This window comes from Acinetobacter sp. I-MWF (assembly GCF_025433935.1).
GTDB lineage: Bacteria > Pseudomonadota > Gammaproteobacteria > Pseudomonadales > Moraxellaceae > Acinetobacter > Acinetobacter guillouiae.
Genome location: NZ_JAMBAR010000001.1, coordinates 3992505 through 4017593 on the forward strand (window position 1 = coordinate 3992505; position 25089 = coordinate 4017593).

Sequence of the window (25089 nt, forward strand, 5' to 3'; positions counted from 1 at the left end):
ATTAAACAATGTTATAGGTTGAAACAAAGAGTTTTTATATAGATCTATTATTAGTTTTACTGTGCTGAGGTTCAGTGAAGTTTTATCAAATGCTATTTTAGTGATGAGTCATCATGTTTTATAGCGAAAGAAACCGATCAGCATATCCGTAGCGCCAATCGGTATGACAAGTTCTATGCTTTCAACACAGTCCAAAACTTATAGTTGAGGTGTTAGATAAATAGAAACCGATTTGTATAATTTACAAGTCGGTTTGTCTGAAAAACTAAACGAATCGGTAAAACTTTCCATTAATTTTTATATCAACATGTTTGATCTGTTTTTCTGGACAGGGCATCAGTGAAACATTTAGTCCCATATCAGTTAAGGTTTCACCATCTAGACTCCATGTATCTACTTCACATGAATGGCCATCTTTAGCCGTTATTTTAACTTCATTAATCAGCATGTCTGGATATCCAATAGGTTTAGCTAAACTTATAGATTTAATCAAGGTAGGCTTATCCGAATTCATACTGTACATAAAGTTTAAACGTGGGACAGAATTTTCATAACAATCAACACTGTATTCGTTAGCACCACAACTCTCAAGGACTGGGATTGGTTTAGAATCTGATCGTGTATTAGACGTTTTCGAACGTTGCAATTCAGTAGTTGGAATAGAAAGATTAGTTTCTTGAATAGTTTGTTGATCTGCTTCAAGTTGAGAGACTTGTAATTGGTCAGGATTAATATTTGCTTGTATATTATTGTCCTGTTTGTTTTGCTTAGATTGAATAAGTAAAAGATAGACAATCCCAGCAAGGGCAATCACGATGATGACATTGAAGATTGTTTGTTGATGATTTTTCATATAATTATCCTTTTAATATTTTATTTAATGTAGCCATTGGTCATTTATTTAGAACGGAATAAAACCATTCCGCCAATGATCAATAAAATAAGTATTCCCCCAATGAATTTTCCGACTGAGGGAAACATCAGCGCAGGCCAAACGATGCATTGACCTAAGTGATAGGCAAATGATTTATAGCTTTGTTGGCCCCAAAAGTTTTGATAGATGGCAAACAGTAACCCAATAATAAAGTAAGCTCTGATCAGCCAAGACTTAATTGATGTATTCATTTATTTTCCCCCAAGCGCAAATTTAAGAAGTAGATAGAACAGTCCAAAAAAGATCATCAAGCCAATAAACGGTAGGCCGAGAAAACAGATGATCACAATCACACAAATGATTCCTGCAATGGCTCTCATGGCTTATTCCCTCATGCATTGCAGGCCACTTTGCATCAAGTCGTATTGAAATGATTCAGTCTGGCTCAGTGTGTAAAGATTGTTCTTTAAACCTTCTTCTCCATATTTGCTTTCGAGTTTTTTGTAGGCACATTTGCATGCACTACGTTCCATGCCTGTGGATTGGCAACCGCTGATAAATTCTCGCTCTGACTTGCTGGCGCAGCCCAGTGTCATTAGTGAGCAACTGATGATTAAAATTGAAGTTAGAGCTTTCATGATTCTCTCCCATTTATTGTTTTGATTATTTTGAAATAGCTGAATTCAGCAAAGCGATCGAATTAAAGACACGTGTAGGCAGTCCAAAGTACCTATAAGTCTTTAGATCAATTTAAGCTGAAATGAAGTCTATGATTTTTGCCAGAAACAGGGAGGTTCCCAACATGGCTTTAGAGAAAAGAATAAAAGTAAAAAATGCTTAGTCATGGTTGACTCCTTGGAATTATAAGAAGTTCTACCAAATTACTGCTAAATAATGGAGGCAGAACGAAAGGGGGTTAGCAGACCGGGATCCAAGGAACCAGCACGCACAAGGCGTCCCCCTCCCGTTCTACCGCAAAGGGGGAACACGAGGGTTCCACGACATACAAAAATCACTCCATATATCGTGCTGGATCTACGGTCTGCTAAAACCGACTGGCAATGTAGGCCAGTAGGGAAAGGATAATAGTGTGGGCACTTTTAGTCAATTGCTTGTGTTGAAAGGGGTTTTGTTTGGGTTTGAGGGGGGAAATGATTAATGTTGATTCAAAGGACTAAGATCCTACTTTTTCAAAACCTGTAAGATTGAGTGAATCACGTATTGGTTGGGTAGAGTGGGAAGTATATTTGTGGATTGAGGATAAGTTCGACAGTAGATAAGAATGGGAGTAAATATTCCCTTAGTGAAAGGAGTTTTACAATGTTTTTATAGGCAATATTAAATTAGTAAAATATCTCGTTGTTTTTTTTATTATTTTGTGGTAATTAGATGTTAAGAGTAAGTATAAGAATTTCTTTATAGCTATGATTATATCTAATAAAAGTATTGAAAAAGAACATACAGCTGCTCCACAGGGTGCTGGCTATGATTATCAATTTTATTATTTTATGTATTTAGTGCTTGATATTAGATTTAGTCAAAAAATTGGCTATGAAGTAAAAGATGACGTTCATATTGATCATGAAGATGGTACAACAATTTTATTTCAAACAAAGCATACTGTTGTTAAGAATGCCTTAGGTGAAGCACAGAATTTAACAAACTTGGATGTCGATTTATGGAAGACATTACATAATTGGTCAAACTTTATTAAAGATAAGGGGAAATTATATAATGAATTTTTAAATAAAAATAGTTTTATATTTATCACAAATAAGAGCGAAGATAATAATAAATTGATTGATTCATTGTTAATTTTTAAGCAAGATAATGATGTGGAAAATTTTATTATTACATTAAATGAACTAAAAAAAGAGACAAAGAGCAAAGTAATAGAAGGGTATATTAAAACTGTTATTTCCTTAGGTAAAATAAAGTTAAAAAAATTTTTATCTAAGCTTTATATTGAAACTGGAGTGGAAGGGATACAAAAAAAAATTAAAGATAGAATATTGGAGAAATTTCACCAACCCAAAATAGTAGATCCAATTTTTGAAAGGTTGTCTGGAGCATTATTTGATGCAAAATATTTTGATACCTTAAATAATAAGAGTTTTGAAATAACATTTGAAGATTTTAGTAAACGATTCGGAAGGTGTTACCAAATTGCAAATGACCCCAAGCCTTTGCCTATTAGAAAGTTAGACGTTTTTTTGCCAGATGAACTTGAAGAACAAATTTTTATTAAGCAACTTATAGATATTGGTGAGGTTGAAAAAGGATCTGATGAGATAATTTTGTATACGAAACAGATGTTAAGCTTTCTAAATAATTTTGAATATTGGTTGAATGAAGAGTTCTTTATTCAACAAGATGAGGTAGATGGGTTCAAAAATAATAGTATCATGATTTGGGCTAATGAATTTAGGGCTAAATATAGAAAAATAAAAAAACAACTGGATAGTATGATTTTAGTTGAAGATTTAAGTCAAGAAATTAATGATATAGGTATTGAATTAGTTGATTATATTAGGAAGCAAGACTTAGCAATATCAGGTTTTCCACCTCTAGGAATTGAGCTTAGTAATGGTCACTATTATGCTCTTTCAAATAGCCTGGATTTAGGTTGGCATTTAGATTGGAAAGGTAAATATTTGAAAAAATGAAAGAAAATTACTATGTATACAATAATGAAGCTATGGCAAGCTGTATGGTTTTATCAATTCTAGATAAAGTGAAATCTATAAAAATTTCAAGATCCTGTTTATTTCTGCCAATTTTGTTGGATGATAGAGTAGTTTCTTATCTTCTTAGGAAAGATATTTTGAATTTAGAATCATTTATAAAAGATGAACCAAGATTGTTCTTGAATTTTAATAAAAGATATAATTCTTTGCTGCCAGTTTTAATTAATTCTCTAACATTATTAGAACGATGTGGTTATATTTTTATTAGTGATGATAATATTTGTATAAAAGCAGATATCAATTTAAGTCGTATTGAGGGGAGGAGATTTGAAAAAGTTGAATCTGCTATTCCAAGACTATTGATTTTATTAGATAAATATTCTACTGAAAAACTTTATTCAGTTCTTAAGGTCCGACTATGAAATTTATTCTTCATGAATTAAAGCTTTGGTTTCATGAGAAAAACCAAAAAGCAAAAAGTTATGAGTTTTTACCTAATAAAATAAATGTCATAACAGGTGCCTCTACAACTGGAAAAACAAGCTTTTGGAATATTATAGATTACTGTTTATTAGCTGGGAAAGAAAATATCGCGAGTGAAGTGAACGATAAAGTAAAATGGTTTGGTATTAGGTTTTCTATCAATAATAAAGAAATAACTATTATTCGTCGTTCTAAATTAATAATGTTATTTCATCAGATATATATTTTGGTTTTAATGGATTTCCTGTGGAACCTTACGCAAATTTTATAATTAGTGATGCAAAGAATTTTTTAGATAGAGAATTTGGAATTGAGGATAATTTTAAGTACCCATTGAAGAAAATAGATAAAAATAAAAGTCTCATATTATCTTATAGACACTTCCTTCTTTTTAATTCTTTGACACAAATGATGGTCGATGCGCCAGAGACATATTTTGATACTACACATTATGGTAAGAAAGAATATGATGAAGCTTTGCCTTATATATTTGATTTGGCAACAGGAATTAGAGATTTTGGAATTATTGCTGCGAAAAAAAGAATTGATGAAATTGAAGCTGAGATAACGAAAATTAAAAAAAATAATAAAAAGATTATTAAAGAAAATAAGGAATTTAATGATGGTCTATTTGAAATTATAGATAAATGTAAGAAGTTAAATATTATTGATTATTCTCAATCATTTGATGATCAGGAAGAGGCTATAAACCTAATTAAAAAAAGTATAGATAATATTGATAAATCAGCTAAAAATGAAAAAATATTAGAAGAAATTGACTCATTGTCTAGTACAAAAAGAAAACTTAAGACAAAGATTTTTTCTATTAATCAATATCAAAAAGAATATGATTTGTACAGAAAGAACTTAGAAAAATATGCAGATAGTTTGCAGCCAATAAAATTTCTTCAAGAAAATCTTTCTGATCAGTTGATTGACTCATATGAGGTAAAAACTTTTATAGAGTTGTTAGAATCATCATTGATGGATATTAAGAATAGTATAAATAAAAAACCAGAAAAACCTCTAAACTTTTTAGCTGAAATAGATTTTCTGAGTATAGAATTAGATGTAATTGAAGAGAAGATTAAAGAATTAAGTTCCTTTCAGGATAATTTTCAGTCGCAGGCAGAAAAACTGATTTGCATTGGAGAAATTAAGTATGCTTTAAGAGATATTTTAAGTAAAAAACCAACAAAGTCTATAGATATCGATGAGAATGATGAACTTTATAAAGAGCTAAGAGAAAATAAGGATTTAATTAATACAATGCCGCAGCGTGGTTTTAAAATGAGCACATTGTTGGATAGTTGTATTCAACGTAATTTTGATTTAATTAAGTCTTTATCTGCTTATAAGGATAGTCGAGTTGTATTTAACAAGGAAGTTTCAGTTCTACAACTTTACCCTTATGGTCAGTTATTTCCTTTAGATAATATAGGAAGTGCATCTAATTATATGTTTTTGCATTTGTGTTTTTTTCTTGGTTTCCATGAGCATGTTATTTTAAATACTGAAAATAAATATGTTCCAGAGTTTCTATTCATTGATCAACCGAGTCAGCCATATTTTGGGGGAGAGAATGATGATGAGACTAAATTATTGGATGTATTTAACTTATTAAATCTTTTTTTTAAGTTTATGATTGAAGAGAATGAAAGTGATTTTCAAATTTTATTAGTTGAACACGCTTCTAAAGATTATTGGATAAACAATAATTTTGAGTATTTTCATACTGTTGATGAGTTCATAAATGGCAAAGGTTTAATTCCGCAGGAAGTTTTTAATAGGTAAGTTGATGGAAAATATAACTTTTGGAAATCTCAAACATTTTGCAATTCATTCTGTTGGAAATAAAAATACAGGGGATGGAGTAAAGTTTTCTGAAAAAGAAAGCTCCTATACTGATATTGAAGAGTATATTGTAAAATTATTATTAGATGGATTTAGAAATGAAGAGATTTATCAGTTTTATTTTGATCCTAAGCTTGAGTTAAATCCTGTTTATCAAATGGTTTCCTCTATTTTTGAAAATCCAGATAGTTTTCTTGAGCATTCTAAAAATCTAGGGAAATACCTTTATGACAAAAGCGTTCATCCTAAAATTAAAACAGGTGAATTATGTATTTCTTATTTTAATAATTGTTATTTAAATGAAGTAAAGTGTGATTGCATAGCTATGTTTAAGTCGGAGGAGAAAGAGATTGTTTTGAAAGTTGATTCAGGAGTTGATAGTATTAATTTAGAATATCAAAAAGGTATAAGTCTTCAAAAAACAAAAAAAGGATGTATTGTATTTAATATAAATAAAGAACATGGGTTTCTGGTTCTTGTTACTAATACAATGAATACTAAGTCTGAATCAATTTATTGGAAAGAAGATTTTTTACATATAAGACCCATTGAAAATGAATTTAATCAGACAAAGTTTTTTTTAGATGATTTAAAAAAAATCATTAATAATGATTTGGATGTGGAGGTAAATGTATCTAAAGAAGAAAAAATATCTATTTTAAATAAATCTATTGAGTATTTTGAAGACAATTCAGTTTTTAAAAAAGAAAATTTTAATAATGAAGTGTTGTTAAGGTCAGATATAATAGAATTTTTTGATAAAATTAATCATAATAATTTAAGAGACTTTCCAGAAGAATTTTCTATTTCAACTAATGCTGTAAAAAAACAAAAGAGAAATTTTAAGAGTATTATAAAACTTGACAAGAATTTTCATATTTATGTTCATGGAAGTAATGCTTTTATGGAAAAATGTATAGATGAGGACGGACGGAAGTTTTATAAATTATATTATGAAGATGAAAATTAGTTAAACTATACATGTTTATGAAGCTTTTATAAAAAAGACAGCTTGAAATTTTTTATGCTGTCTTTTTTTAATTTAAAGGAATAAAGAATTTGATTCTTAATTCCTTTGTTAATATTATTTAATGCTATTTTTTAAATTTTTAAAATAAACTCTTAATATGGAATTTGAATCCAACTTTTTACTTAATAGTTCACTGCTAACTTGATTTGATGAAGTAAAGCCTGAAGCTATAATGCTAGTATAAAAATCAATTAAATCATCAATCAAATTTTCAGTGTTTTCCTGATCAAGTATTAATGTCGCATCCGCATAAATAGCATCTGATTGAGCTTCCTTGACATTGGTTACGGTTACAGGAACTACTGTGATTAATGGTAGGTAGTGATCCAAGGTCCATTGAGTTGAAACAGCTAATTGTCCTGCGTCACTTTTAGTTAGTGGGGCGGTTTTATTATGTTTTATCTCGATTACAAATACTTTATTGTCTAAATACCAACATACATCAGGTCCATTTTTAAAATCTATTTCCGGATTTGATGAGTCCGCTCCTAAATAATCACCTAATTTTTTAAAATTTACTTCTATTATCTTACTGTTTTTTTCCGAAAATCCAAAATTTTGTCTCAGGCTTTTTAGATTCAAAAGTAAACCATTTAATTCACTATATTCCTCAATTATATTTGCAATATTAATTCCTGCAGGAGTTGATTCCTTAGTTATTTTCCTTGGAAGAATTGTATTTGGTTTTAATAGGTTAGAGTTAATTTGCCGAGCTTTAGCTTGTAACTTTTGACTCATTTCAAAGTCATAAAAGTTTACAATACGAGCAAAGCTTTCTATGAATTTTGCTTTCACTGGAGAATCATCTAATTGATTTATAGACTCATTAAAATCATCTTTATGATCGAAATATTGCTTATCGAATGATGATTCGTAATATAAGCGCTCTTTTTCTGATGCATTAATAACTTCATTATTTATTGGAGAGTTTAGTTTCACTAATTTTTTCATTGCTGATGAATAAGTATGCTTCCAACCAGGATCTCTTGTTAAGCATCCATTCATTACTTCTTTAAAAATTTCTATTTTGTCGCCAGTTGGGGATTGAGCAACTTTTTTAGTCATTTTTATACCTAACTCAAGTTGTCCATTAGTTTCTGTGCTTAACGCTTCTCTACATTGCTTTTGTGCGATAAAAGAGCTTAAATCATCTCCAGCTAATAACACCACCGCATAATCTACATGTGACCGTACTGCTCTCCCCATTCCTTGTTCGATTCTAAAAATATTTTTTTTCCCATACCCACCAATATCCCCTAAACAATTTGAATCATAATTGTCTATCAGCCTTTCACCGAAAGGTATATCATCTATAACTAATATTCTACAAAGATCGTCAGCTAAGTCTAATCCTTCAAACCTTTGAGCCATTATATATAATCCTTTTTTATGTGTGGATTGCTTCAATAAATTCAATTCATCTTCAATATTTTCGCTATTTAGAAGTTTTGCACCCACTTCAAGCCAGTCATTTGTCTGTGGGGTTGATGATGTAAGAATAAATACTGAATATGTTTGGCTAAAATCTTTACATATTTCTATAATTTTTGTTCTATTGAAATCAATTGATACCAAAGATGGTACTAAAATCATTCTTTCGCCAATTCCTTTATCAGATTCAGGACTAACTATTGAATCAAAGCTTGCTTTATTAATACCTAAAGTTCTAATAAAGTTCTCACTATCATTTAGAGTAGCCGACATAAATAATTTATGTTTTGTTTCATAGTAAGGCCTATTTCTCTTTATATTTACTACATCTGTAGCTATTTCAAATTTATTTTCACTTAGTATACATCTACAAAATGCTAAGTCATTTTTAACAAGTGGATAAGAAAATTTAAAATCTTCTTTATATTTTTCTAATATCTCAACTACCTTTGGTAGTTTATCTAACCATATCCAATAAGGTATTTCGAAACTAGCATTCGCATTTTGTAATTCTAACCATTCCATAGCATCATAATTCGAGCAGGCTTCTTTAAACAGTCCTATAATTTTTGTATAACATTCACTACTTCCAGAGAGTGTGAATTGTTTTCTGACTATGTCTACACCACTATGTACATCATCAAAAACGATAGCACATGGATTAATATTATAAGTTTGAAAAGTATTGATGCCATTAAACAATTTATCATAAGTAGAGATAATGATTGAATTTCCCCTCATAGCATCATGGTCAACGTATCTATCTCCTTGACCATAAAGTGTATATGCGATTCCTAAACTATTCGCTTCTTGCGCAACTTGTTTAGCTAATTGTAAGTTAGGAACTAAGAAAACCGTAGGTTCTTCATATTTATGCCCATAATATTTTAAGTATAGTAAACCTATAGCAGTTTTACCTGATCCCGTACTTAATTTAAGTATTACATCTTTTTGGTCTAGTTTTTCATCTAATAAACTTATACATTCTTTTTGTACTGGTCTTAATGCTGCATGGGAACTTTTAGCATCTAAAGACTCGTATGTTTCGCTTATATTTTTTATTGTCAATGGTTCAACATCTGTGTAAAAGCTATCGAAGAAAGACATTTTTCACCTCTTTTCTTTAAAGTTTTATTACTTATTTATATCAATTTTTAACATAAATATCTTATTTAGTCATACAATTATACTAAATTTGCTTCTCTTTATTATTTTACTCTTCTTAATTTTTATCATTTAAAAAATCAAAAAATGATTCCTTGTATATTTCTAACCTCAGTTCAGAAGAAATAAGTGTTGATTGATGAAATGATTACCTATATTCATTTATAGACATATGACAATGACCACCGAAGCGCTAAATATCACAGCTAAAACCAGAAAACGTGTAGTCCAGTTGAACGTACCGAAATACTCAATTTGTATCAATAAGTTAAACGCATAACTTTTTTAAATTGCTAAATATTATTGCATTAGTGCGAAGGCTATTGTAGACACTCGTAGTGAGATTGGCGAGATATTTAATAATAAGACTGAATATGATGAACTCTCAGATTTAGGAAAAAGACAAACAAGTGTAGAGACTTCTATTCAGAATGAAAGCGCTTTGGAAGGAAGTAAAGGTAAGGTTGGTTTAGATGGCACAAAGACTAAAGGTCGCAAGATGAGTCATAAATGGATTGAAGCTTCTTTAAGAGCAGACATTAGTATTGCTGATACTATTACACTCTGCTTGTTGCCAGTCTTTCAAGGAGTTCAATTACCTGTTTGGATAATGAAATGATGTGGGGCTGTGTCATTTTCATTTTTTCAGCAGGTATCCTCCATAAATGAATTATACCCCCAACCATATCAAGATTTTGATCATTAGAAAGACAACAAAAAAGGCCTAAACCCTTAAGATTTAAGCCTTTCTCTACTGCATCAGCATACAGTTTTTTCAATTCTGGCGGTGAAAGAGGGATTCGAACCCTCGATACGCTATAAACGTATACACACTTTCCAGGCGTGCTCCTTAAGCCACTCGGACACTTCACCAAGGCGTGGGATAATAACCAAAAAAAAGATTTCTGCCAAGCAACAATTGATTTAGAGCAAAAAAAATTTCACAGTGATATGATTGCGCAAAAATAGTGTCTAAATTTTTGAAGACGAATCTATGCAAAGTACTGCAAAAAAAGCCGCGTTACCTGCGATCACACTCGCAGCATTAGGGGTGGTATTTGGAGACATCGGAACCAGTCCCTTGTACGCCCTACGCCAATGTTTTCTGACTGCACACATTGCCATCACCGAAGCGACCGTGCTTGGGATCTTGTCACTGATTTTCTGGTGCATGATGCTCACCATCAGCTTTAAATACGTCACCATTATCATGCGAGCAGATAACAATGGTGAGGGTGGTATCATGTCCTTGCTGGCGTTGAACTTACGATCTAATCGTATCGCAGATAATCGCAAAATCTATTTAATTGCCTTGGGATTTATTGGTGCATCGCTGTTTTTTGGTGATGGCATTATTACCCCAGCAATTTCAGTACTTTCAGCCATTGAAGGGCTGAGTATTGCCACACCCATGTTTAATAAATGGCTGATGCCTTTGGCAATCGGGATTCTTACCGCACTGTTTCTGGTACAAAGACATGGTACGGGTACCATGGGCAAGTTTTTTGGTCCAATCACCTTAACTTGGTTTGCCTCTATCGGTCTAATCGGTATTCATAGTATTAGCCAAACCCCCTATGTCTTAAGCATGCTCAGTCCACATTGGGCGCTGAACTTTATTTTTCATCAACCCTTTGTGGCCTTTTTAACCATGGGTGCGGTGATTTTGACGGTTACAGGTGGTGAAGCACTCTATGCTGATATGGGGCATTTTGGTCGACTGCCGATCCGTTTAGGCTGGTTTATCATTGTTTTGCCTTGTCTGTTATTAAATTATGCAGGGCAAGGTGCGTTATTACTGCGTAATCCAAGCGCGATTGAAAACCCATTCTATTTGCTTGTACCTGAGTGGGGCTTATACCCCATGATTGCCTTAGCTACAGCGGCAGCGGTGATTGCCTCACAAGCGGTGATTACAGGTGTGTTTTCAATGGCAAACCAAGCCATTCAGCTACGTTATTTGCCAAGATTAACTGTGCACCACACTTCTGATGTAGAACAAGGTCAGATTTATTTGCCCTTTATCAACTGGATACTCTACGTCTCGATTCTTTTATTGATTGTGATTTTCCAAAACAGTGCCAATCTTGCCAATGCTTATGGTGTAGCGGTCACCATGACCATGTTATGCGATACGATTTTGATTTCAATCTTGGCATATGGTTTTTGGCGTTGGCCAAAGTGGAAAGTGGCATTGTTCGCTATCCCATTTTTAGTAATTGATAGTATTTTTATTGGGTCAACCTCATTAAAAATCATTTCAGGTGGATGGGTTCCGATCCTGATCGGTGCAATCGTATTTACTATTCTGATGACGTGGAAAACCGGGCGAGAAATTGTCTTTAACCGTTTGGAAAAAGATGCCTTGCCGTTGGATCTCTTTATTAAAAGTGTCAGTTTGAGTGATGAAACTCAGTTTGTACCCGGTCAAGCGGTATTCTTAACCGGTAATCCAAATATTGTTCCACATGCGATGTTGCACAATATTAAGCACAATAAAGTCCTGCATGAACGCAATATTATGGTGACGGTGATTACCCGTGATGTACCCTATGTACCAGACCAAGAAAGAATTCGTGTTGAAGTCTTAGATAAGCGCTTCCAACGTGTTTTTGTTTACTATGGCTTTAAGGATCAACCTGATATTCCAAACGCGCTTGAGTTGGCTTATAAGCAGCTAGAAGTTGAATTTGACATGATGCATATCAGTTTCTTCATCTCACGTGATCGTTTGATTCATACCGTGGGTGATGGAATGGCACCATGGCGTGAAAAACTGTTTATTTCGATGCAACGTAATACCAGTCCAGTGAGTGATTTCTATCAAATCCCGCCAAACCGTGTGGTGGAAATGGGCAGCCAGATCGAAATCTAAATTCATATCAATCAAAAGCCAGAAGTCATTCTGGCTTTTTTTTGCCCATGGGTTTTATGGGCTGATGTATTACATTGATTCACTTTATTTTTGGCAGGGATATTTCCTCTAAATCTTGAAAATACGAATTCTTATCTTCGGTATTCTTGATCCCGTAAAAGTAGATAGGTTGATATTGCACTGAGACAGTATTAAACCCTTTAGAATGCTGAGTTTGAATGCTTTTATTATTCAATTTTCCCCAGCAAATCGCGAGACATCAACATAAAATGATTCCATACGACAAATTGTGTCGCAAGGCTGTCGAACAACGCTGCGCAACATGACATAATCATGATCACAAGTGCAATAAAGCATCTGTAAGATATTTGATTTTCTAGCATTTTTTATGAAATAAACAATAGATTGTTACATGGAATGTTGTTTAGTTAAGCACAAATCGTAGAAGCTTTACTCGGTTGAAGGTCGACACAATATCTTTCAGTTTATTGACTTGTTAAGCTATTTAAATTCAAAAACTTATTCTGTAAGGGTTTTGAGTGGATTGTTTATTTAACCTTGTTTAGGAAGCCTTTGTTGAAAAATTCAGTAGTTAAAATGGTGTTGGGTGTTGTTGCTACTGGAAGTTTTGCGATTGCGTTTGGCCAAGAGAAAATTTTTCAGTTACTGCCGTTTACCCAAAGTAGTACCAATAACTCTACGTGTTTAAATCAGTTCTATCGAGAGCAACCACCTGTTTTAATCAAAGAAAGTTTAAAGAAAAACAGTTATCCCTTATGTTTTAACGGGTTTAATGTAATGTATTCGGGTGTTTCTAAAACACCGTTATGGACAGCAGAATATTTATCGCCACAGCGCTTAAGTCAAAAGATTAAACGTGAAGATAATTTCCACGAAGAGCCACGTGTAAACGCTACACATCGTGCATTATTATCGGATTATCGTGGTTCAGGATATGATCGTGGTCATATGTCACCCAATGCCGATATGCCCAATAAAGAATCACAGTTTGACAGCTTTTCTTTGGCCAATATGGTGCCGCAAGCTGCTAAAAATAACCAACAAGTTTGGCGTGAGTTAGAAGAAGCAACTCGTGCAATTGTCACCAAGCAAAAGAAAGATGTTTATGTGGTCACTGGCCCAGTTTTTTCTGGGAAAAAACTAAAAACCATTGGAAAGGGTGTGATTGTTCCAACCGCAATCTATAAAGCGATTTACTTGCCTAAACACGGGATCATTGGTGCGTACTATGCACCAAATAATGATTCACTTCAGGTTAAGGTGGTCAGCGTATGTTATTTAGAAGAACAGTTGGGGATGAATTTATTTCCACAACTGACTGAAGAACAAAAGCGCAATACCTATAAATTGCCTTTGAACGCAAAGCAGGTCAAGGTCAATAAAGAAATTGAGTACTCACATTGGGATGCGGAAAGCCAATGTGCAGAAGAGGTCAGTCAGGATAAAATCACTGCACTGCAAAAGCAGTTCCAACCCAAAAGTGGTTTAACAACTACATCGAATATGCAATTGCCAAAAGTAGACCCAGAAACCAAAGATGCTTTGGTGAAACAATTGGTTGAAGCGTTGTTGCAATATATTTTACAAATTTTGAAATAATTCAGCGTTGATGGTGCAGTATCTTTTGAGAATCTATTTATACTGTGAATAAGATCGAAAAAAATTGAGAAAATTAAAAATGTTTAAACCGTTTGAGAATGGCACCGAATCACATTCAATTCATGATTTAACCTTAGAAAATCAAACTGACTGTGTCAGTATTTATGGCAATTTACAGATCACCAAAGATCAAGCTGGCTTAAAAGCGGCTAAGCTTTTACAAAGCTATCTCAATGAAGTTGTAGCAAGTTTAGAGAAGCAAAGTGATCTACCAGAACAGCTTGCGCGTCAAAGCGAAGGCGAAATAGAGAATCCATTTCTTTAAAGACCATATTTATTTTTAAGCCATTTTTGAATTAGTTATGTTCTAATTCATTAGTTTATATGTATAAAAAAACCTGCCGAAGCAGGTTTTTTTACATTGAAAATCTATTTAAGACTGTGGTTCATTACCCACAACCTTATAAATCAATGCCCCAATGATTGCACCGACAATTGGCGCCACCCAGAATAACCATAATTGACTCAATGCTGCTGTTTCAGCAAATAAAGCCACAGCAGTACTTCGTGCTGGATTAACTGAGGTATTGGTGACGGGGATACTAATTAAGTGAATCAAAGTAAGTGCTAAACCGATGGCAATCGGGGCAAAGCCAGCAGGTGCACGTTTATCTGTTGAACCGAGAATAACAATTAAGAAAAAGGCGGTTAATACGATTTCAATTAACAAGGCTGAAACTAAAGAATATTTCCCTGGGGATAAATCACCAAAACCATTGCTGGCGAATCCGCCAGTTCCTGTGAATCCCGCCTGACCTTGTACGATTAAATACAAAACAAATGCGGCCAAAATACCACCGATGACTTGAGCAATAATATAAGGGGCTAAGTCTTTGGCATTAAAACGGCCACCTACCCATAAACCCACACTGACCGCAGGGTTAAAATGCCCGCCTGAGATATGCCCTAAAGCAAAAGCGCCTGTGAGTACGGTTAAACCGAATGCCAGTGCAACACCAGCAAAACCGATGCCCAGTTCTGGAAAAGCAGCGGCAAATATTGCGCTACCACATCCTCCAAACACCAGCCAAAAGGTTCCGATAAATTCTGCGAGATATTTATTCATATTGATTCCTAAATTATTTTTTTGAACGGAATGGGGTTATATGACTATTTTTAGATAGTTGATAACCGTGGGGTGGGTACAACTTTTATTTTCTGTATAAAGATAATAGTCTAAAAATATGAAAATAAAATCACAAATAAAAAATATTCATATCAATATCGGCTAATATTCTGATTTTATTTTAAAAAATTATATTTTACAGATATTTATTGCTAAACAAATGAGTGGTGAGAATGGTGAAACATGCTGTTTTTATCTATAAATTTAATTCACAATTACTTAAATTCTCGATGCTGAATACGCCATTGTTGCGGTGTTAAGTCTGTCCATTGTTTAAACGCACGTTGGAAAGCACTTTGTTCTGAGTAACTGAGAAGCAGGGCAATTTCATGCAAGCCTAAATGAGGATCTTGCAGATATTGAAAGGCCAATAATTGGCGGACATCTTGAACACGTTGTTGATAGGTGGTGTTCTGACTTTGTAGATGGCGTTGTAATTGTCGTATCGACATATTCAATTGTTTGGCAATCGCTTCGATTTGATAATTGTTTTTTTGTAATCCCAATAAAATACTTTGTTGTAAGCGTTCATCTAACTGGGTGGCATTGGGTAAGCTTTCAAGCAAGGCTTGTGCTTGTTGCATCAGTAGTTTTTGTAGGGTTTGATCACTGCGTTTAAAGGAAATCGCAAGTGCGCTGATGGGAAAGATCAGTTCGACTTTTTCTTGTTGAAAGAGCACAGGACACTTAAAGAATGCTTGATACAGCATGCTGTTTTTAGGCTGAGGATGAATAAAATTAACCTGATACAGGTTTATATCATCGGATATAAATTGTCTTAAAAACTGAATCACCACGGCCATCGCAATTTCATCAGTAATTTGAGTGGTTAAATGGGTGGGTAGATTTTCCCAACGTACCGAGATGTGCTGTTCATCATAATATTCAACTTTCAGCGGGCTTCCATCATAAATCAATCGATGAAAATCATGGTAGCGGGTGAGTGCCTCTCCAAGCGTGTCACAAGATTGTGCAATATAGGCAATGATACCAATATGTTTGGTTTGTACATATTTAGAGATGTCTAGACCCAAAGCTGGGCTTTGTACTTGTGATTGAATGTCATCCAAGATTTCACGCCAAACGGTATAGTCAAAGCGTTCAACATTTTGAATCTGTTGTAGTTTGGATGAGATCTTTAGACCTTTAGCTTCACTAAAAGTATAGAGTAATTGTCCAAGCCCGCCATATATCGAGCCCGCATAGTCCTTTACTTGCATCATTTACACATCTTGTTATTGTGTGATCTACGTCAGCTGTAGTTTAAACATTATACTATTTTAATTTGTCGTAATTTGTCAATGAAAATACTTTTTGATGTCAATACCTATTTCCCAGCATGTTTTATATTCACAATAAGCAAGAGGGATTGATTATGTTAAAAGGTTTTTTAGTCGGATTGGTCGTCGCAAATGGTTTTGAATGGGTTGCGCATAACTATATTTTACATGGTCAACATCGCCCAGGAAAACCACGTTTTAGTCCAGTGCCACGCAGTATGAAATCGCATTGGGAACATCATCGTGAAGTGCGTAAACAAGATTTTCATGATGATGGCTATGTAGAAGGGATTTCAAATTGGCGAACCAAAAATGAAATCGTTTCTTTGGCGGTGGTTGCAGGTGCGGCAAGTTTGATTTTCTACCCGATTTCGAAAGGGATGGTTGCGGCATCGCTTTATAGTGCATGTAATTATTATTATATCCATCGCCGTGCACATTTAGAGCCAGATTGGGCGATGAAGAAAATTCCTTGGCATTATGATCACCATATGAACTCGAACCAAGATGCCAACTGGTGTGTCACTAAGCCTTGGTTTGACTACCTGATGGGAACACGGGTGATTTCTTCTGCGGATCTGCAAGAGCAAAATCCTTTAGGTGTGAAACTGCCTCAGCCAATCGCAAACTGGTTATCATCCAGCATAGAAAAATATTTTCCAGCCAAATGGGTAGAGAAAAAACCGCAATTGGTTGAGGAAAATACCCAAAAGCTCAACGATTCTGTGGCTTAATTGGGCTTTTTCAATGTTGTTGCTTATTCTGATCTGTTTAAAACTTCAGTAAAATGAACTGGATGCGTCGTGTAAAATCTATAATTTGTCGTGATTGGTCAGCGTTTTCGGTATCTTTGGTCAATATTAAGCCATGCCATCAATGTATATTGATTGCACAGCATGTACCCACTGCCGTGTTTTAAGTTTTATAGGAGTCTCCAAGACTCCTTTTTTTATGCGTGGGAAAAGTAAATATATAAGATTAAATTTATAAGCTCATGTGATCGCGATCATTTAGTACGATGAAGCAATAAAAAAATCCCCTGACGGGGATTGTTTAGATGGGCATAAGATGCACATCATTTTTGGATTTTTGCCTTGCGAGGCTGTGGTCACTACTCAGGCTTTAAGCCTTCCGCCATTTCCAATGATTGATCATTATCCAAAAATTTTTCACGCTGTTCTTCTAAAAACTTTTTTGCATCTGGTTCAAACACGTTTAAACGTTTTTCATTGATTAACGTGGTTTGGTGTTTTAACCATTCTTGCCAAGCTTGTTTAGACACTGTGTCAAATAACACTTGACCCTTTGGACCTGGAAAGGGTGCAAAGTCTAAACCTTCTAACTCTTTTTGATATTTACGGCAAAATACTTGTCGAGTCATATCAAAACTCCTTATGCATAAAGTTTTTCTAAACGGATATAAGCGCGTTCAATTGCAGCAGCAACCTGTGCAGGCGCAGTACCACCAATATGATTACGCGCATTGACAGATGCTTCAAGGGTTAATGCTTTTTCAAACACATCTGCTTGAATTAAATCTGAGAATTGTTGTAATTGCTCAAGGCTTAACTCAGAAAGATCTTTCGATTCTTGCACACCTAAAGCCACGGCTTTACCTACGATTTCATGTGCATCACGGAAAGCAACGCCATTTTTTACAAGGTAATCAGCCAAGTCTGTTGCAGTAGAGAAACCACGTAAAGCAGCTTCACGCATGATTTCAATATTTGGTACAAGTGCAGGAATCATATCTGCAAAAGCCATCAATGAACCACGCACTGTATCAATCGCATCAAACAAAGGCTCTTTGTCTTCTTGGTTGTCTTTGTTATAGGCCAAAGGTTGACCCTTCATGAGGGTGAGCAGACTCATTAAGTCGCCATAGACACGGCCAGTTTTACCACGAATCAGTTCAGGAACATCTGGGTTTTTCTTTTGTGGCATGATCGATGAGCCAGTACAGAAACGGTCAGGGATATTCACAAACTTAAATTGTGCAGAAGTCCAAAGAATCATTTCTTCTGACATACGTGATAAATGCATCATGATTAAAGATGCAGCAGCATTGAATTCAATTGCAAAGTCACGATCAGAGACCGCATCTAAAGAATTTTCAGCAACGGCTTCAAAGTTTAACAGTTCCGCAGTATAAGCACGATCAATAGGATACGTTGTTCCAGCAAGCGCAGCTGAACCTAAAGGCATACGGTTGACACGTTTACGGCAGTCGATTAAACGCTCAGAGTCACGCACCAACATTTCAAACCACGCCATCAGATGATGACCAAAAGTCACAGGTTGCGCAGTCTGTAAATGGGTAAAGCCTGGCATGATGGTGTCAGTATTGTTCGCTGCTAAGCCCAAGATGCCTTTTTGTAATTTTTCCAGTAAAGTCAAAATCGCATCAATTTCGTCACGTACATATAAACGGATGTCTGTGGCAACTTGGTCATTACGGCTACGACCGGTATGCAATTTTTTACCTGCAATTCCGATACGCTGAGTTAAACGAGATTCGATATTCATGTGCACATCTTCTAAATCAATGCGCCATTCAAATTGACCTGCTTCAATTTCAGCTTTAATTGTGTTTAAACCATTGATAATGTCATCACGTTCTTGTTCTGTAAGGACACCAACTTTTGCTAACATAGTCGCATGTGCGATCGAGCCAGCAATATCTTGTTTATAAAAGCGTTGGTCAAATTGAACTGATGCAGTAAATTCAGCAACAAAGGCATCAGTAGCTTCAGAGAAACGACCGCCCCACATGCCTGAAGTTTGGGCTTGTGACGGATTAGAGGAATTAGAAGATGTGGTCATATCGGCTCAGTAGGAAAAAAAGCAGTAGAACTAAACGCAGTATAACAAATTCAGCCTCACTTGCCGAAGTAAAGCGCAATCATTCATCAATAAAATCTGGGCGCGGTTTTTATCAGTCTTATTTTTTTAGCAAAATGGGGCACCGCAAGTATTTATTCGAATTATTTATCTCTAGTAATGTGTTGGCTTTTTTATTGGCACTGGCCGAAGCACAATCATGGGGCAATTTAAATCTTTGGCATGTTTTAGAATATATTTTATATATTAATTGGATATTATTGGCCTTTGCAGCTTTTCAGGATGTATTTGAAAAAAGGCTCTCGCAATATACCTATTTATCTATTTCAATATTCAGTTTTATCCTTTTACAGGCGATTGTGTTGTGTACAACACTGGTTTTAAATATTATTCATTATTGGGGAACGCATTTTTCTTTACAAAATATTTCCATGCAAGACATTTCGCATAATCTTATTTTGCATGTCAGTTATGGGGTATTACTCGGCGCATTTTGTTTACGCTACTTGTATATCCGTGAACAAGCAGTATTGCAGCAAAACAGTGAATTGAATGCGCGTATTCAGGCCATGCAAGCACGTATTCATCCACATTTTTTATTTAATAGTTTAAATAGCGTGGTGAGTTTAATTGCGATTGATCCCGATAAAGCTGAACAAATGCTGATAGATTTATCCAAATTGTTTAGAGCCAGTTTTCAAGAATTAAAGCTCGTGACCTTAAAAGAAGAAATACAGTTATCTCAACAATATATTGCAATAGAGCAAATTCGTTTGGGAGATCGTTTAAATGTGGAATGGAATATTCAACAACCGCTGTTATTAGATCAGGTCAAAATTCCCTTATTAACCTTACAACCTTTAATTGAAAACAGTATTTTTCATGGGGTTGAGCAAAAGATTATCGATGCCAAGATCGGCATACTGGTTGAAATATTGCAAAATCAAGTCAACATAGTCATTACCAACCCATTTTTACAAGATAGAATAAAAGTACGAGAAGGGCATGGAATTGCTTTAGAAAATGTAAAACAGCGTCTAAAAGCACATTTTGGCTATTCTGTTTATTTTCGGAATTATGCAGGGAATGGATTATTTACAATGGTAATCCAATATCAGTATAAAAATAGATGATTGGGAAATTCATTAAAATAAAGACGATATATTTGGGTAAGGAGGAGCAATGGACATCCTGATTTGTGATGATGAACCGCTTGCAGTGGAACGCTTATCACGATTGGTGTCGCAACTTGGGCATCAGGTTATTGCAACAGCGCAACATGGTCAACAGGCATTGGAAATGGTTCAGCAGTTCGAGCCAGATGTGGTGTTGCTTGATATTCAAATGCCAGAAATGGATGGTTTAAGCTGTGCGCAGCATTTAGCACATTTTAATCCGACGCCAGCAATCGTATTTTGTACGGCATTTGATGAACATGCTTTGCAAGCCATTCAATCTCAAGCAAAAGGATATTTATTAAAACCAATTGCCAAGGATGATTTGGAAACGGTTTTGGAGAGTGTCACTAAACTGACTCAAGCTCAATTAACTCACCTAGAAAAAAAAGAACTCATGGAAGAAAAAGTGCAAAGACAGCAAATTGCTGCAAAAACCTATCGAGGTTTGGAGCTAATTCCTGTTGAAAATATTTACTATTTTTTAGCAGATCAAAAATATGTCACCGTGCGCCATAAAAATGGCAGTGTGCTTATTGATGAAACGCTCAAAGATTTAGAAACAGAGTTCGCAGATCGATTTATTCGTATTCATCGTAATGCTTTAATTTCTCTAGATTATTTGGATGGGTTGGAAATGGTGTCCTCCGGTCAGTATCAGGTACGATGCCGTGAGTTAGACGAGCGTTTGGCAGTCAGTCGTCGTCACTTACCGTTACTGCGCGAACGGATGCAGAATTTATAGTTTGATGGGAAGCTTAAATCATTTTGATAATTTACTTGCATTTTTACGATTGCAGAGTAAGTTTAGAGTGTTTAAAAGTTTGGCAAAGCTGAAATGATGAAAACCTTGAAAATAGCAACTCGCCAGAGCCCGCTCGCAATGTGGCAGGCTGAGCATATTCGTGATCGTTTAGAGCAATTACACGCGCATGTAAAAGTAGAATTGGTTACCTTTGTAACCCAAGGTGACAAAATTTTAGATACACCTTTGGCCAAAATTGGTGGTAAAGGCTTATTTGTCAAAGAATTAGAAGCTGCTTTAATGGATGGTCGTGCAGATCTAGCCGTTCATTCCATGAAAGATGTGCCGATGCAATTACCAGAAGGTTTGGAGCTTGCGGTCATTTGTGAGCGTGAAGACCCTTTTGATGCTTTTGTTTCTAACCATTATGCAAAGTTTGATGATTTACCACAAGGCGCAACACTTGGCACATCGAGCTTACGCCGTAAATGTCAGATTTTAAAACAGCGCCCTGATTTAAATGTGATTGATTTACGTGGCAATGTTGGAACACGCTTATCCAAACTGGATGCAGGTCAATATGATGCCATCATCCTTGCCAGTGCAGGCTTAAAACGCTTAGAACTCTCAGACCGTATTCGTCATACACTACCAGCAGAAATTAGCTTACCCGCGGTAGGCCAAGGTGCACTGGGTTTAGAGTGCCGCTCAGCTGATCAAGAGATTTTGGATTTAATCATGCCATTAATGCATGTTGAAACCAATGCCTGTGTTCGTGCTGAACGTGCTTTTAATGCTTATCTAGAAGGTGGCTGCCAAGTGCCTATCGCAGGTTTTGCCACATTGAAGGATCAAACATTGTCTTTGGAAGGGCGTGTAGGGAGTGCGGACGGCCAAACGCTATTATGTAGCCAAGTCAGTGGTACGCCAGATCAAGCAGAGCAGTTAGGTGTGCAACTTGCACAAAACCTACTTAAACAAGGTGCTGGAGAAATACTCAAAGCACTTTATCAAGCTTAGTTTTTAGGCTTCAATGCTATTTATTAATACGCGTCCCATCGATCGGGCTCAGCCATTAACCCAATGTCTGCGCCAGTCAGGTTTTGACGTGGTTGATCTGCCATTATTGGCATTAACACCACGTCCATATAACAACACATTACAACAACTTTATTTACAGCTGTTATCGACTCAAATTATTGTTGTGGTCAGTCCTACAGCTGTTGAGATTGGTATGCAATATCTTCAGCAATCGGGTTTGTCGCTTGCACAGATCCAGCATATTCAGTGGATTGCTGTAGGGAAAAAAACTGCGCAACGACTCTTAGATTATGGGGTGGAAAGCCATGTTCCTGCGGTGGAAACATCCGAAGGCATGTTAAGCTTACCGCTGTTTAATCAGGTAAAAGAGCTCAAGAGAATTGCGTTTTGGCGTGGTGAAGGTGGGCGTCAATTTATGATGCAACAATGCCAAGCGCGTCATATTGATGTTTTAAACTTTATTCTATATGACCGTGCATTTCCTCAACAAACTCAGGCACAATTTTTAGATTTTGTGAGCAAAATTGAGCAATTTGAAAAGCCCTATTGGAGTTGTATCAGCAGTGAAGCCAGTTGGCACAATTGGCTGGCTTTGACCCGAGATCATCAAGAGATCGTGAGTGCTTGTCATTATTTAGTTTTGGGTGAGCGTTTGTATCAATTATTAAGACATGGTAAAAATGCAGCTCAGGCCTGTTTGAATAGCACTCAAATTTCAAATTTAGCGCCAGAAACCATTCTACAAACCATAGTGCAGTTGCAAAGGAAGTTATGAAGAAGTTTATTTATGTCTTATTGTTGATCGCTTTAGGATGGCTCGTTAAGCTGAGTTATAACTTCTATCATGTTTCACAACAACTCAATGATATTCAACAAACGCTGCATAAAAGTGAACAAAAGAATGCCAGTTTGAATGATCAATTGGTGGCAGTAAAACGACAAACAGATGAACCGACTCAAGAGGTGGCAAAGAAAACCGCTTCGATTCAAACGCCTATTGCTGGTATTCATCCCAGTGTAGTGGTTAAACAGCAACTAGAGTTGGTGCAATTTGCTATGCAACAACAACAGTTTGTGTATGCACTTGAGCATCTTACTCAGTTAAATCAATCTTTAGATCAGTATGCGTTGGCAGATGCAGTAAAACAAAGCCTACATCAAACCATTGCGCAAGATATACAGAGTATTCAACACTTTGTGATTGAACGAAATGCCCAGCGAGATCAACTAGAGGCTTTACTTAAACAAGTTGATCAAGCACTCATCACCGAATTGAAAAATAATCAACTAAAACCAGATCAAGATCAGTCGCAATACTTTTGGGAAAAATGGTTTCAAGTCGATATTGTTGAAACAAACACGCCTGCATTGGCAAACCGTAAATTTATTTTAAAAGAAGTCCAATTAAGATTATTACTGGCGCAACAATTATTAGTCAAAGGGCAAACTGCTGAATACCAAGAGATGCTGAATCAAATGATTCAACAGTTGGATATATTACCCGATGCTGCTAGTCAGAAGATTAAGCAAAAAATATTAAAAATGAAGCAAACATCGCAGCCGCCGATTCCTAAGCTGAATAGCTTGGCTGTTTTGGGGTAGATCGATGAAACATATTTTTCTGATCTATGCCTTTATTAGCCTGATTATTCTGGCTGTACTGAGTGTATTGAGTTATACCGCAGGCTCGGGTTATGTCTATGTGCTCTGGCACAATATTCAAGTTCAAACCAATTTATGGTTCTTAACATTTGCTGGCGTTGGCATCAGTTTTTTGATGCATGTGGCATGGTATTTCCTCAATCGTTATATCCGCCGAGAAAAAAGAAAATTAGAACAAGTACTGAGTTTTAGCACCTTGCACCCATTTGAACAGTTTGGTGTATTGTGGTTATTAGATGGTGAAGATGAACAAGAGCAGGTGATTCAAACGATTTTTGATCAATCTGGTTTATTAAAGCCGATTGTGCAATCCCGTTTATTACTCAAACAACTGCATTATTCAGAAGCATTAAACGCTTTAGAACACAGCTCTCCATCCGCTTTTGAATTGGCGGAAATTTTACGTATCGAAATTTATTTGGCCCAACAAGACAGTCAGCAAGCGCTGACCCATTTAGAGTTTTTAAATGGACATGAGCTTTCGCCGTGGCTGAATCAACTTTCAGAAAGTTATAAATTGTCCGTGCAAAAATTATGGGGACAATTCGCCCTACAATATCCGTGGCAATATTTACACTCAACTCAATTCGGACAATTAGAAACTGCGACTAAACAGCAATGGTTAATACAGCTTTTGGGTTGTTATGACCAAGCAAGTTTTGAAGATACTGAACTATTACAGCAAAAATTTTTAGAGATAGAACCGCAACTCGATCAAATGCCTTATGAGACAAAAGTGCTTTGGCTAAAAATTATTACCCGCTTACCTGAACTTGCTCAGCAACAGCAGCAGCTGGTGATTCAAATACTTAATGAAAAATTTGACCAAGATGTGTTCCACTTATGGTTCCAGCAACAGTTGCTTAGACAGAATCCAGATTATGAATATTTAGAGCAACAGATTATAAATCTTGAATCTAAATATATGAACATTCCTGTTTTTTGCTTTGCTAAATGGCATATATATATTGCAACACAGCGGGAATATGAAGCAGATCAACTTCTGTCATTATATCCAAATGATATTCTAATGAATTATTTAAGAATCAAGTCCACTTTAAATGGAAATGATGAATTAATTCAACAATTGAATTCAATTTTTGAAAAAGATAGCAATTATATTCAATTTAAAATTTGAGAA

At 35.3% G+C, this 25089-nt stretch carries 24 protein-coding genes and 1 tRNA gene; 15 read left to right on the forward strand and 10 right to left on the reverse strand.

What is annotated here, in order from left to right; genetic code table 11:
- Nucleotides 1–265 precede the first annotated feature (265 nt).
- From M2R48_RS18360 to M2R48_RS18375, 4 genes are read right to left on the reverse strand one after another with little or no spacing between them, the layout of a single operon-like run.
- Complete coding sequence (locus tag M2R48_RS18360) at nucleotides 266–853, reverse strand: hypothetical protein (RefSeq protein ID WP_262087077.1); 588 nt, start codon at nucleotides 851–853, stop codon at nucleotides 266–268.
- A 44-nt stretch (nucleotides 854–897) separates the two neighbouring features.
- The gene (locus M2R48_RS18365) at nucleotides 898–1125 is read right to left on the reverse strand and encodes a hypothetical protein (RefSeq protein ID WP_262087078.1); all 228 of its coding nucleotides are present in this window, start codon (nucleotides 1123–1125) and stop codon (nucleotides 898–900) included.
- Entirely contained in the window at nucleotides 1126–1254 is a 129-nt protein-coding gene (locus M2R48_RS18370; protein ID WP_262087079.1) for a hypothetical protein, read from the reverse strand. It abuts the gene before it with no gap.
- A 3-nt stretch (nucleotides 1255–1257) separates the two neighbouring features.
- Nucleotides 1258–1512 (reverse strand): hypothetical protein, encoded by a 255-nt coding sequence (locus M2R48_RS18375; protein WP_262087080.1) that lies wholly within the window; start codon nucleotides 1510–1512, stop codon nucleotides 1258–1260.
- A gap of 786 nt (nucleotides 1513–2298) precedes the next feature.
- On the opposite strand from M2R48_RS18375, the gene M2R48_RS18385 reads away from it, so the two are divergent.
- From M2R48_RS18385 to M2R48_RS18405, 5 genes are read left to right on the forward strand one after another with little or no spacing between them, the layout of a single operon-like run.
- Complete coding sequence (locus tag M2R48_RS18385) at nucleotides 2299–3540, forward strand: hypothetical protein (RefSeq protein WP_262087081.1); 1242 nt, start codon at nucleotides 2299–2301, stop codon at nucleotides 3538–3540.
- Nucleotides 3537–3983: a three component ABC system middle component gene (locus M2R48_RS18390; protein WP_262087083.1), complete on the forward strand. Its 447-nt coding sequence runs from the start codon at nucleotides 3537–3539 to the stop codon at nucleotides 3981–3983. Before M2R48_RS18385 ends, M2R48_RS18390 begins: the two co-directional genes overlap by 4 nt.
- A complete protein-coding gene (locus M2R48_RS18395) occupies nucleotides 3980–4315 on the forward strand; it encodes a hypothetical protein (protein WP_262087084.1) in 336 nt (111 codons plus the stop codon). The genes M2R48_RS18390 and M2R48_RS18395 overlap by 4 nt, the downstream gene beginning before the upstream one ends.
- Complete coding sequence (locus tag M2R48_RS18400) at nucleotides 4291–5838, forward strand: DUF3732 domain-containing protein (RefSeq protein WP_262087085.1); 1548 nt, start codon at nucleotides 4291–4293, stop codon at nucleotides 5836–5838. The genes M2R48_RS18395 and M2R48_RS18400 overlap by 25 nt, the downstream gene beginning before the upstream one ends.
- Nucleotides 5839–5842: 4 nt before the next feature.
- On the forward strand, nucleotides 5843–6868 hold the full coding sequence (locus M2R48_RS18405) for a nucleoid-associated protein (protein WP_262087086.1): 1026 nt from the start codon (nucleotides 5843–5845) through the stop codon (nucleotides 6866–6868).
- Between the two features lie 114 nt (nucleotides 6869–6982).
- Here the strand turns inward: M2R48_RS18405 and M2R48_RS18410 are convergent, their stop codons facing one another.
- Both M2R48_RS18410 and M2R48_RS18415 read right to left on the reverse strand, forming a co-directional pair.
- On the reverse strand, nucleotides 6983–9466 hold the full coding sequence (locus tag M2R48_RS18410; protein ID WP_262087087.1) for a DEAD/DEAH box helicase family protein: 2484 nt from the start codon (nucleotides 9464–9466) through the stop codon (nucleotides 6983–6985).
- Between the two features lie 839 nt (nucleotides 9467–10305).
- A tRNA-Ser gene (locus tag M2R48_RS18415) sits at nucleotides 10306–10396 on the reverse strand.
- Between the two features lie 121 nt (nucleotides 10397–10517).
- Here M2R48_RS18415 and M2R48_RS18420 point away from each other — a divergent pair.
- From M2R48_RS18420 to M2R48_RS18430, 3 genes are all read left to right on the forward strand, one after another.
- Nucleotides 10518–12398: a potassium transporter Kup gene (locus M2R48_RS18420; protein ID WP_004718533.1), complete on the forward strand. Its 1881-nt coding sequence runs from the start codon at nucleotides 10518–10520 to the stop codon at nucleotides 12396–12398.
- Between the two features lie 597 nt (nucleotides 12399–12995).
- Nucleotides 12996–14018 (forward strand): DNA/RNA non-specific endonuclease, encoded by a 1023-nt coding sequence (locus tag M2R48_RS18425; protein ID WP_262087531.1) that lies wholly within the window; start codon nucleotides 12996–12998, stop codon nucleotides 14016–14018.
- Nucleotides 14019–14097: 79 nt separating this feature from the next.
- On the forward strand, nucleotides 14098–14343 hold the full coding sequence (locus tag M2R48_RS18430; RefSeq protein ID WP_004818484.1) for a hypothetical protein: 246 nt from the start codon (nucleotides 14098–14100) through the stop codon (nucleotides 14341–14343).
- A gap of 108 nt (nucleotides 14344–14451) precedes the next feature.
- Here M2R48_RS18430 and aqpZ read toward each other — a convergent pair whose 3' ends face one another.
- Entirely contained in the window at nucleotides 14452–15144 is a 693-nt protein-coding gene (gene aqpZ, locus M2R48_RS18435) for an aquaporin Z (protein WP_004718527.1), read from the reverse strand.
- Between the two features lie 275 nt (nucleotides 15145–15419).
- Entirely contained in the window at nucleotides 15420–16427 is a 1008-nt protein-coding gene (locus tag M2R48_RS18440) for an AraC family transcriptional regulator (protein WP_262087088.1), read from the reverse strand.
- A 152-nt stretch (nucleotides 16428–16579) separates the two neighbouring features.
- Here M2R48_RS18440 and M2R48_RS18445 point away from each other — a divergent pair, with 152 nt between their 5' ends.
- Nucleotides 16580–17218, forward strand: a complete 639-nt coding sequence (locus M2R48_RS18445) for a sterol desaturase family protein (RefSeq protein WP_096735464.1) — start codon at nucleotides 16580–16582, stop codon at nucleotides 17216–17218.
- Between the two features lie 377 nt (nucleotides 17219–17595).
- Here M2R48_RS18445 and M2R48_RS18450 read toward each other — a convergent pair whose 3' ends face one another.
- Complete coding sequence (locus tag M2R48_RS18450) at nucleotides 17596–17865, reverse strand: oxidative damage protection protein (RefSeq protein ID WP_004818487.1); 270 nt, start codon at nucleotides 17863–17865, stop codon at nucleotides 17596–17598.
- Nucleotides 17866–17876: 11 nt separating this feature from the next.
- The gene (gene argH / locus M2R48_RS18455) at nucleotides 17877–19307 is read right to left on the reverse strand and encodes an argininosuccinate lyase (protein ID WP_004718519.1); all 1431 of its coding nucleotides are present in this window, start codon (nucleotides 19305–19307) and stop codon (nucleotides 17877–17879) included.
- On the opposite strand from argH, the gene M2R48_RS18460 reads away from it, so the two are divergent.
- From M2R48_RS18460 to M2R48_RS18485, 6 genes are all read left to right on the forward strand, one after another.
- Nucleotides 19298–20458: a sensor histidine kinase gene (locus M2R48_RS18460; protein WP_410004169.1), complete on the forward strand. Its 1161-nt coding sequence runs from the start codon at nucleotides 19298–19300 to the stop codon at nucleotides 20456–20458. The genes argH and M2R48_RS18460 overlap by 10 nt on opposite strands.
- A gap of 49 nt (nucleotides 20459–20507) precedes the next feature.
- On the forward strand, nucleotides 20508–21245 hold the full coding sequence (locus M2R48_RS18465) for a LytR/AlgR family response regulator transcription factor (protein ID WP_004818489.1): 738 nt from the start codon (nucleotides 20508–20510) through the stop codon (nucleotides 21243–21245).
- 96 nt (nucleotides 21246–21341) lie between these two features.
- A complete protein-coding gene (gene hemC, locus M2R48_RS18470; protein ID WP_244015944.1) occupies nucleotides 21342–22265 on the forward strand; it encodes a hydroxymethylbilane synthase in 924 nt (307 codons plus the stop codon).
- Nucleotides 22266–22278: 13 nt separating this feature from the next.
- Nucleotides 22279–23061, forward strand: a complete 783-nt coding sequence (locus M2R48_RS18475) for a uroporphyrinogen-III synthase (protein WP_262087089.1) — start codon at nucleotides 22279–22281, stop codon at nucleotides 23059–23061.
- Nucleotides 23058–23888, forward strand: coding sequence for a hypothetical protein (locus tag M2R48_RS18480; RefSeq protein ID WP_004718512.1), 831 nt, complete (start codon nucleotides 23058–23060; stop codon nucleotides 23886–23888). Before M2R48_RS18475 ends, M2R48_RS18480 begins: the two co-directional genes overlap by 4 nt.
- A 4-nt stretch (nucleotides 23889–23892) precedes the next feature.
- On the forward strand, nucleotides 23893–25086 hold the full coding sequence (locus M2R48_RS18485; RefSeq protein ID WP_056517324.1) for a hypothetical protein: 1194 nt from the start codon (nucleotides 23893–23895) through the stop codon (nucleotides 25084–25086).
- The last annotated feature ends 3 nt before the right edge of the window (nucleotides 25087–25089 follow it).

Excerpts from the sequence above, each read along its gene's own strand:
- M2R48_RS18365 (WP_262087078.1), bottom strand. The coding sequence starts at position 1,125 with ATGAATACATCAATTAAGTCTTGGCTGATCAGAGCTTACTTTATTATT.
- M2R48_RS18475 (WP_262087089.1), top strand. The coding sequence starts at position 22,279 with ATGCTATTTATTAATACGCGTCCCATCGATCGGGCTCAGCCATTAACC.
- M2R48_RS18360 (WP_262087077.1), bottom strand. The coding sequence starts at position 853 with ATGAAAAATCATCAACAAACAATCTTCAATGTCATCATCGTGATTGCC.
- M2R48_RS18410 (WP_262087087.1), bottom strand. The coding sequence starts at position 9,466 with ATGTCTTTCTTCGATAGCTTTTACACAGATGTTGAACCATTGACAATA.
- M2R48_RS18425 (WP_262087531.1), top strand. The coding sequence starts at position 12,996 with ATGGTGTTGGGTGTTGTTGCTACTGGAAGTTTTGCGATTGCGTTTGGC.
- M2R48_RS18440 (WP_262087088.1), bottom strand. The coding sequence starts at position 16,427 with ATGATGCAAGTAAAGGACTATGCGGGCTCGATATATGGCGGGCTTGGA.
- M2R48_RS18390 (WP_262087083.1), top strand. The coding sequence starts at position 3,537 with ATGAAAGAAAATTACTATGTATACAATAATGAAGCTATGGCAAGCTGT.
- M2R48_RS18385 (WP_262087081.1), top strand. The coding sequence starts at position 2,299 with ATGATTATATCTAATAAAAGTATTGAAAAAGAACATACAGCTGCTCCA.
- hemC (WP_244015944.1), top strand. The coding sequence starts at position 21,342 with ATGAAAACCTTGAAAATAGCAACTCGCCAGAGCCCGCTCGCAATGTGG.
- M2R48_RS18485 (WP_056517324.1), top strand. The coding sequence starts at position 23,893 with ATGAAACATATTTTTCTGATCTATGCCTTTATTAGCCTGATTATTCTG.
- M2R48_RS18405 (WP_262087086.1), top strand. The coding sequence starts at position 5,843 with ATGGAAAATATAACTTTTGGAAATCTCAAACATTTTGCAATTCATTCT.
- argH (WP_004718519.1), bottom strand. The coding sequence starts at position 19,307 with ATGACCACATCTTCTAATTCCTCTAATCCGTCACAAGCCCAAACTTCA.
- M2R48_RS18430 (WP_004818484.1), top strand. The coding sequence starts at position 14,098 with ATGTTTAAACCGTTTGAGAATGGCACCGAATCACATTCAATTCATGAT.
- M2R48_RS18480 (WP_004718512.1), top strand. The coding sequence starts at position 23,058 with ATGAAGAAGTTTATTTATGTCTTATTGTTGATCGCTTTAGGATGGCTC.
- M2R48_RS18465 (WP_004818489.1), top strand. The coding sequence starts at position 20,508 with ATGGACATCCTGATTTGTGATGATGAACCGCTTGCAGTGGAACGCTTA.
- M2R48_RS18370 (WP_262087079.1), bottom strand. The coding sequence starts at position 1,254 with ATGAGAGCCATTGCAGGAATCATTTGTGTGATTGTGATCATCTGTTTT.
- M2R48_RS18375 (WP_262087080.1), bottom strand. The coding sequence starts at position 1,512 with ATGAAAGCTCTAACTTCAATTTTAATCATCAGTTGCTCACTAATGACA.
- M2R48_RS18445 (WP_096735464.1), top strand. The coding sequence starts at position 16,580 with ATGTTAAAAGGTTTTTTAGTCGGATTGGTCGTCGCAAATGGTTTTGAA.
- M2R48_RS18460 (WP_410004169.1), top strand. The coding sequence starts at position 19,298 with ATGTGGTCATATCGGCTCAGTAGGAAAAAAAGCAGTAGAACTAAACGC.
- M2R48_RS18395 (WP_262087084.1), top strand. The coding sequence starts at position 3,980 with ATGAAATTTATTCTTCATGAATTAAAGCTTTGGTTTCATGAGAAAAAC.
- M2R48_RS18450 (WP_004818487.1), bottom strand. The coding sequence starts at position 17,865 with ATGACTCGACAAGTATTTTGCCGTAAATATCAAAAAGAGTTAGAAGGT.
- aqpZ (WP_004718527.1), bottom strand. The coding sequence starts at position 15,144 with ATGAATAAATATCTCGCAGAATTTATCGGAACCTTTTGGCTGGTGTTT.
- M2R48_RS18420 (WP_004718533.1), top strand. The coding sequence starts at position 10,518 with ATGCAAAGTACTGCAAAAAAAGCCGCGTTACCTGCGATCACACTCGCA.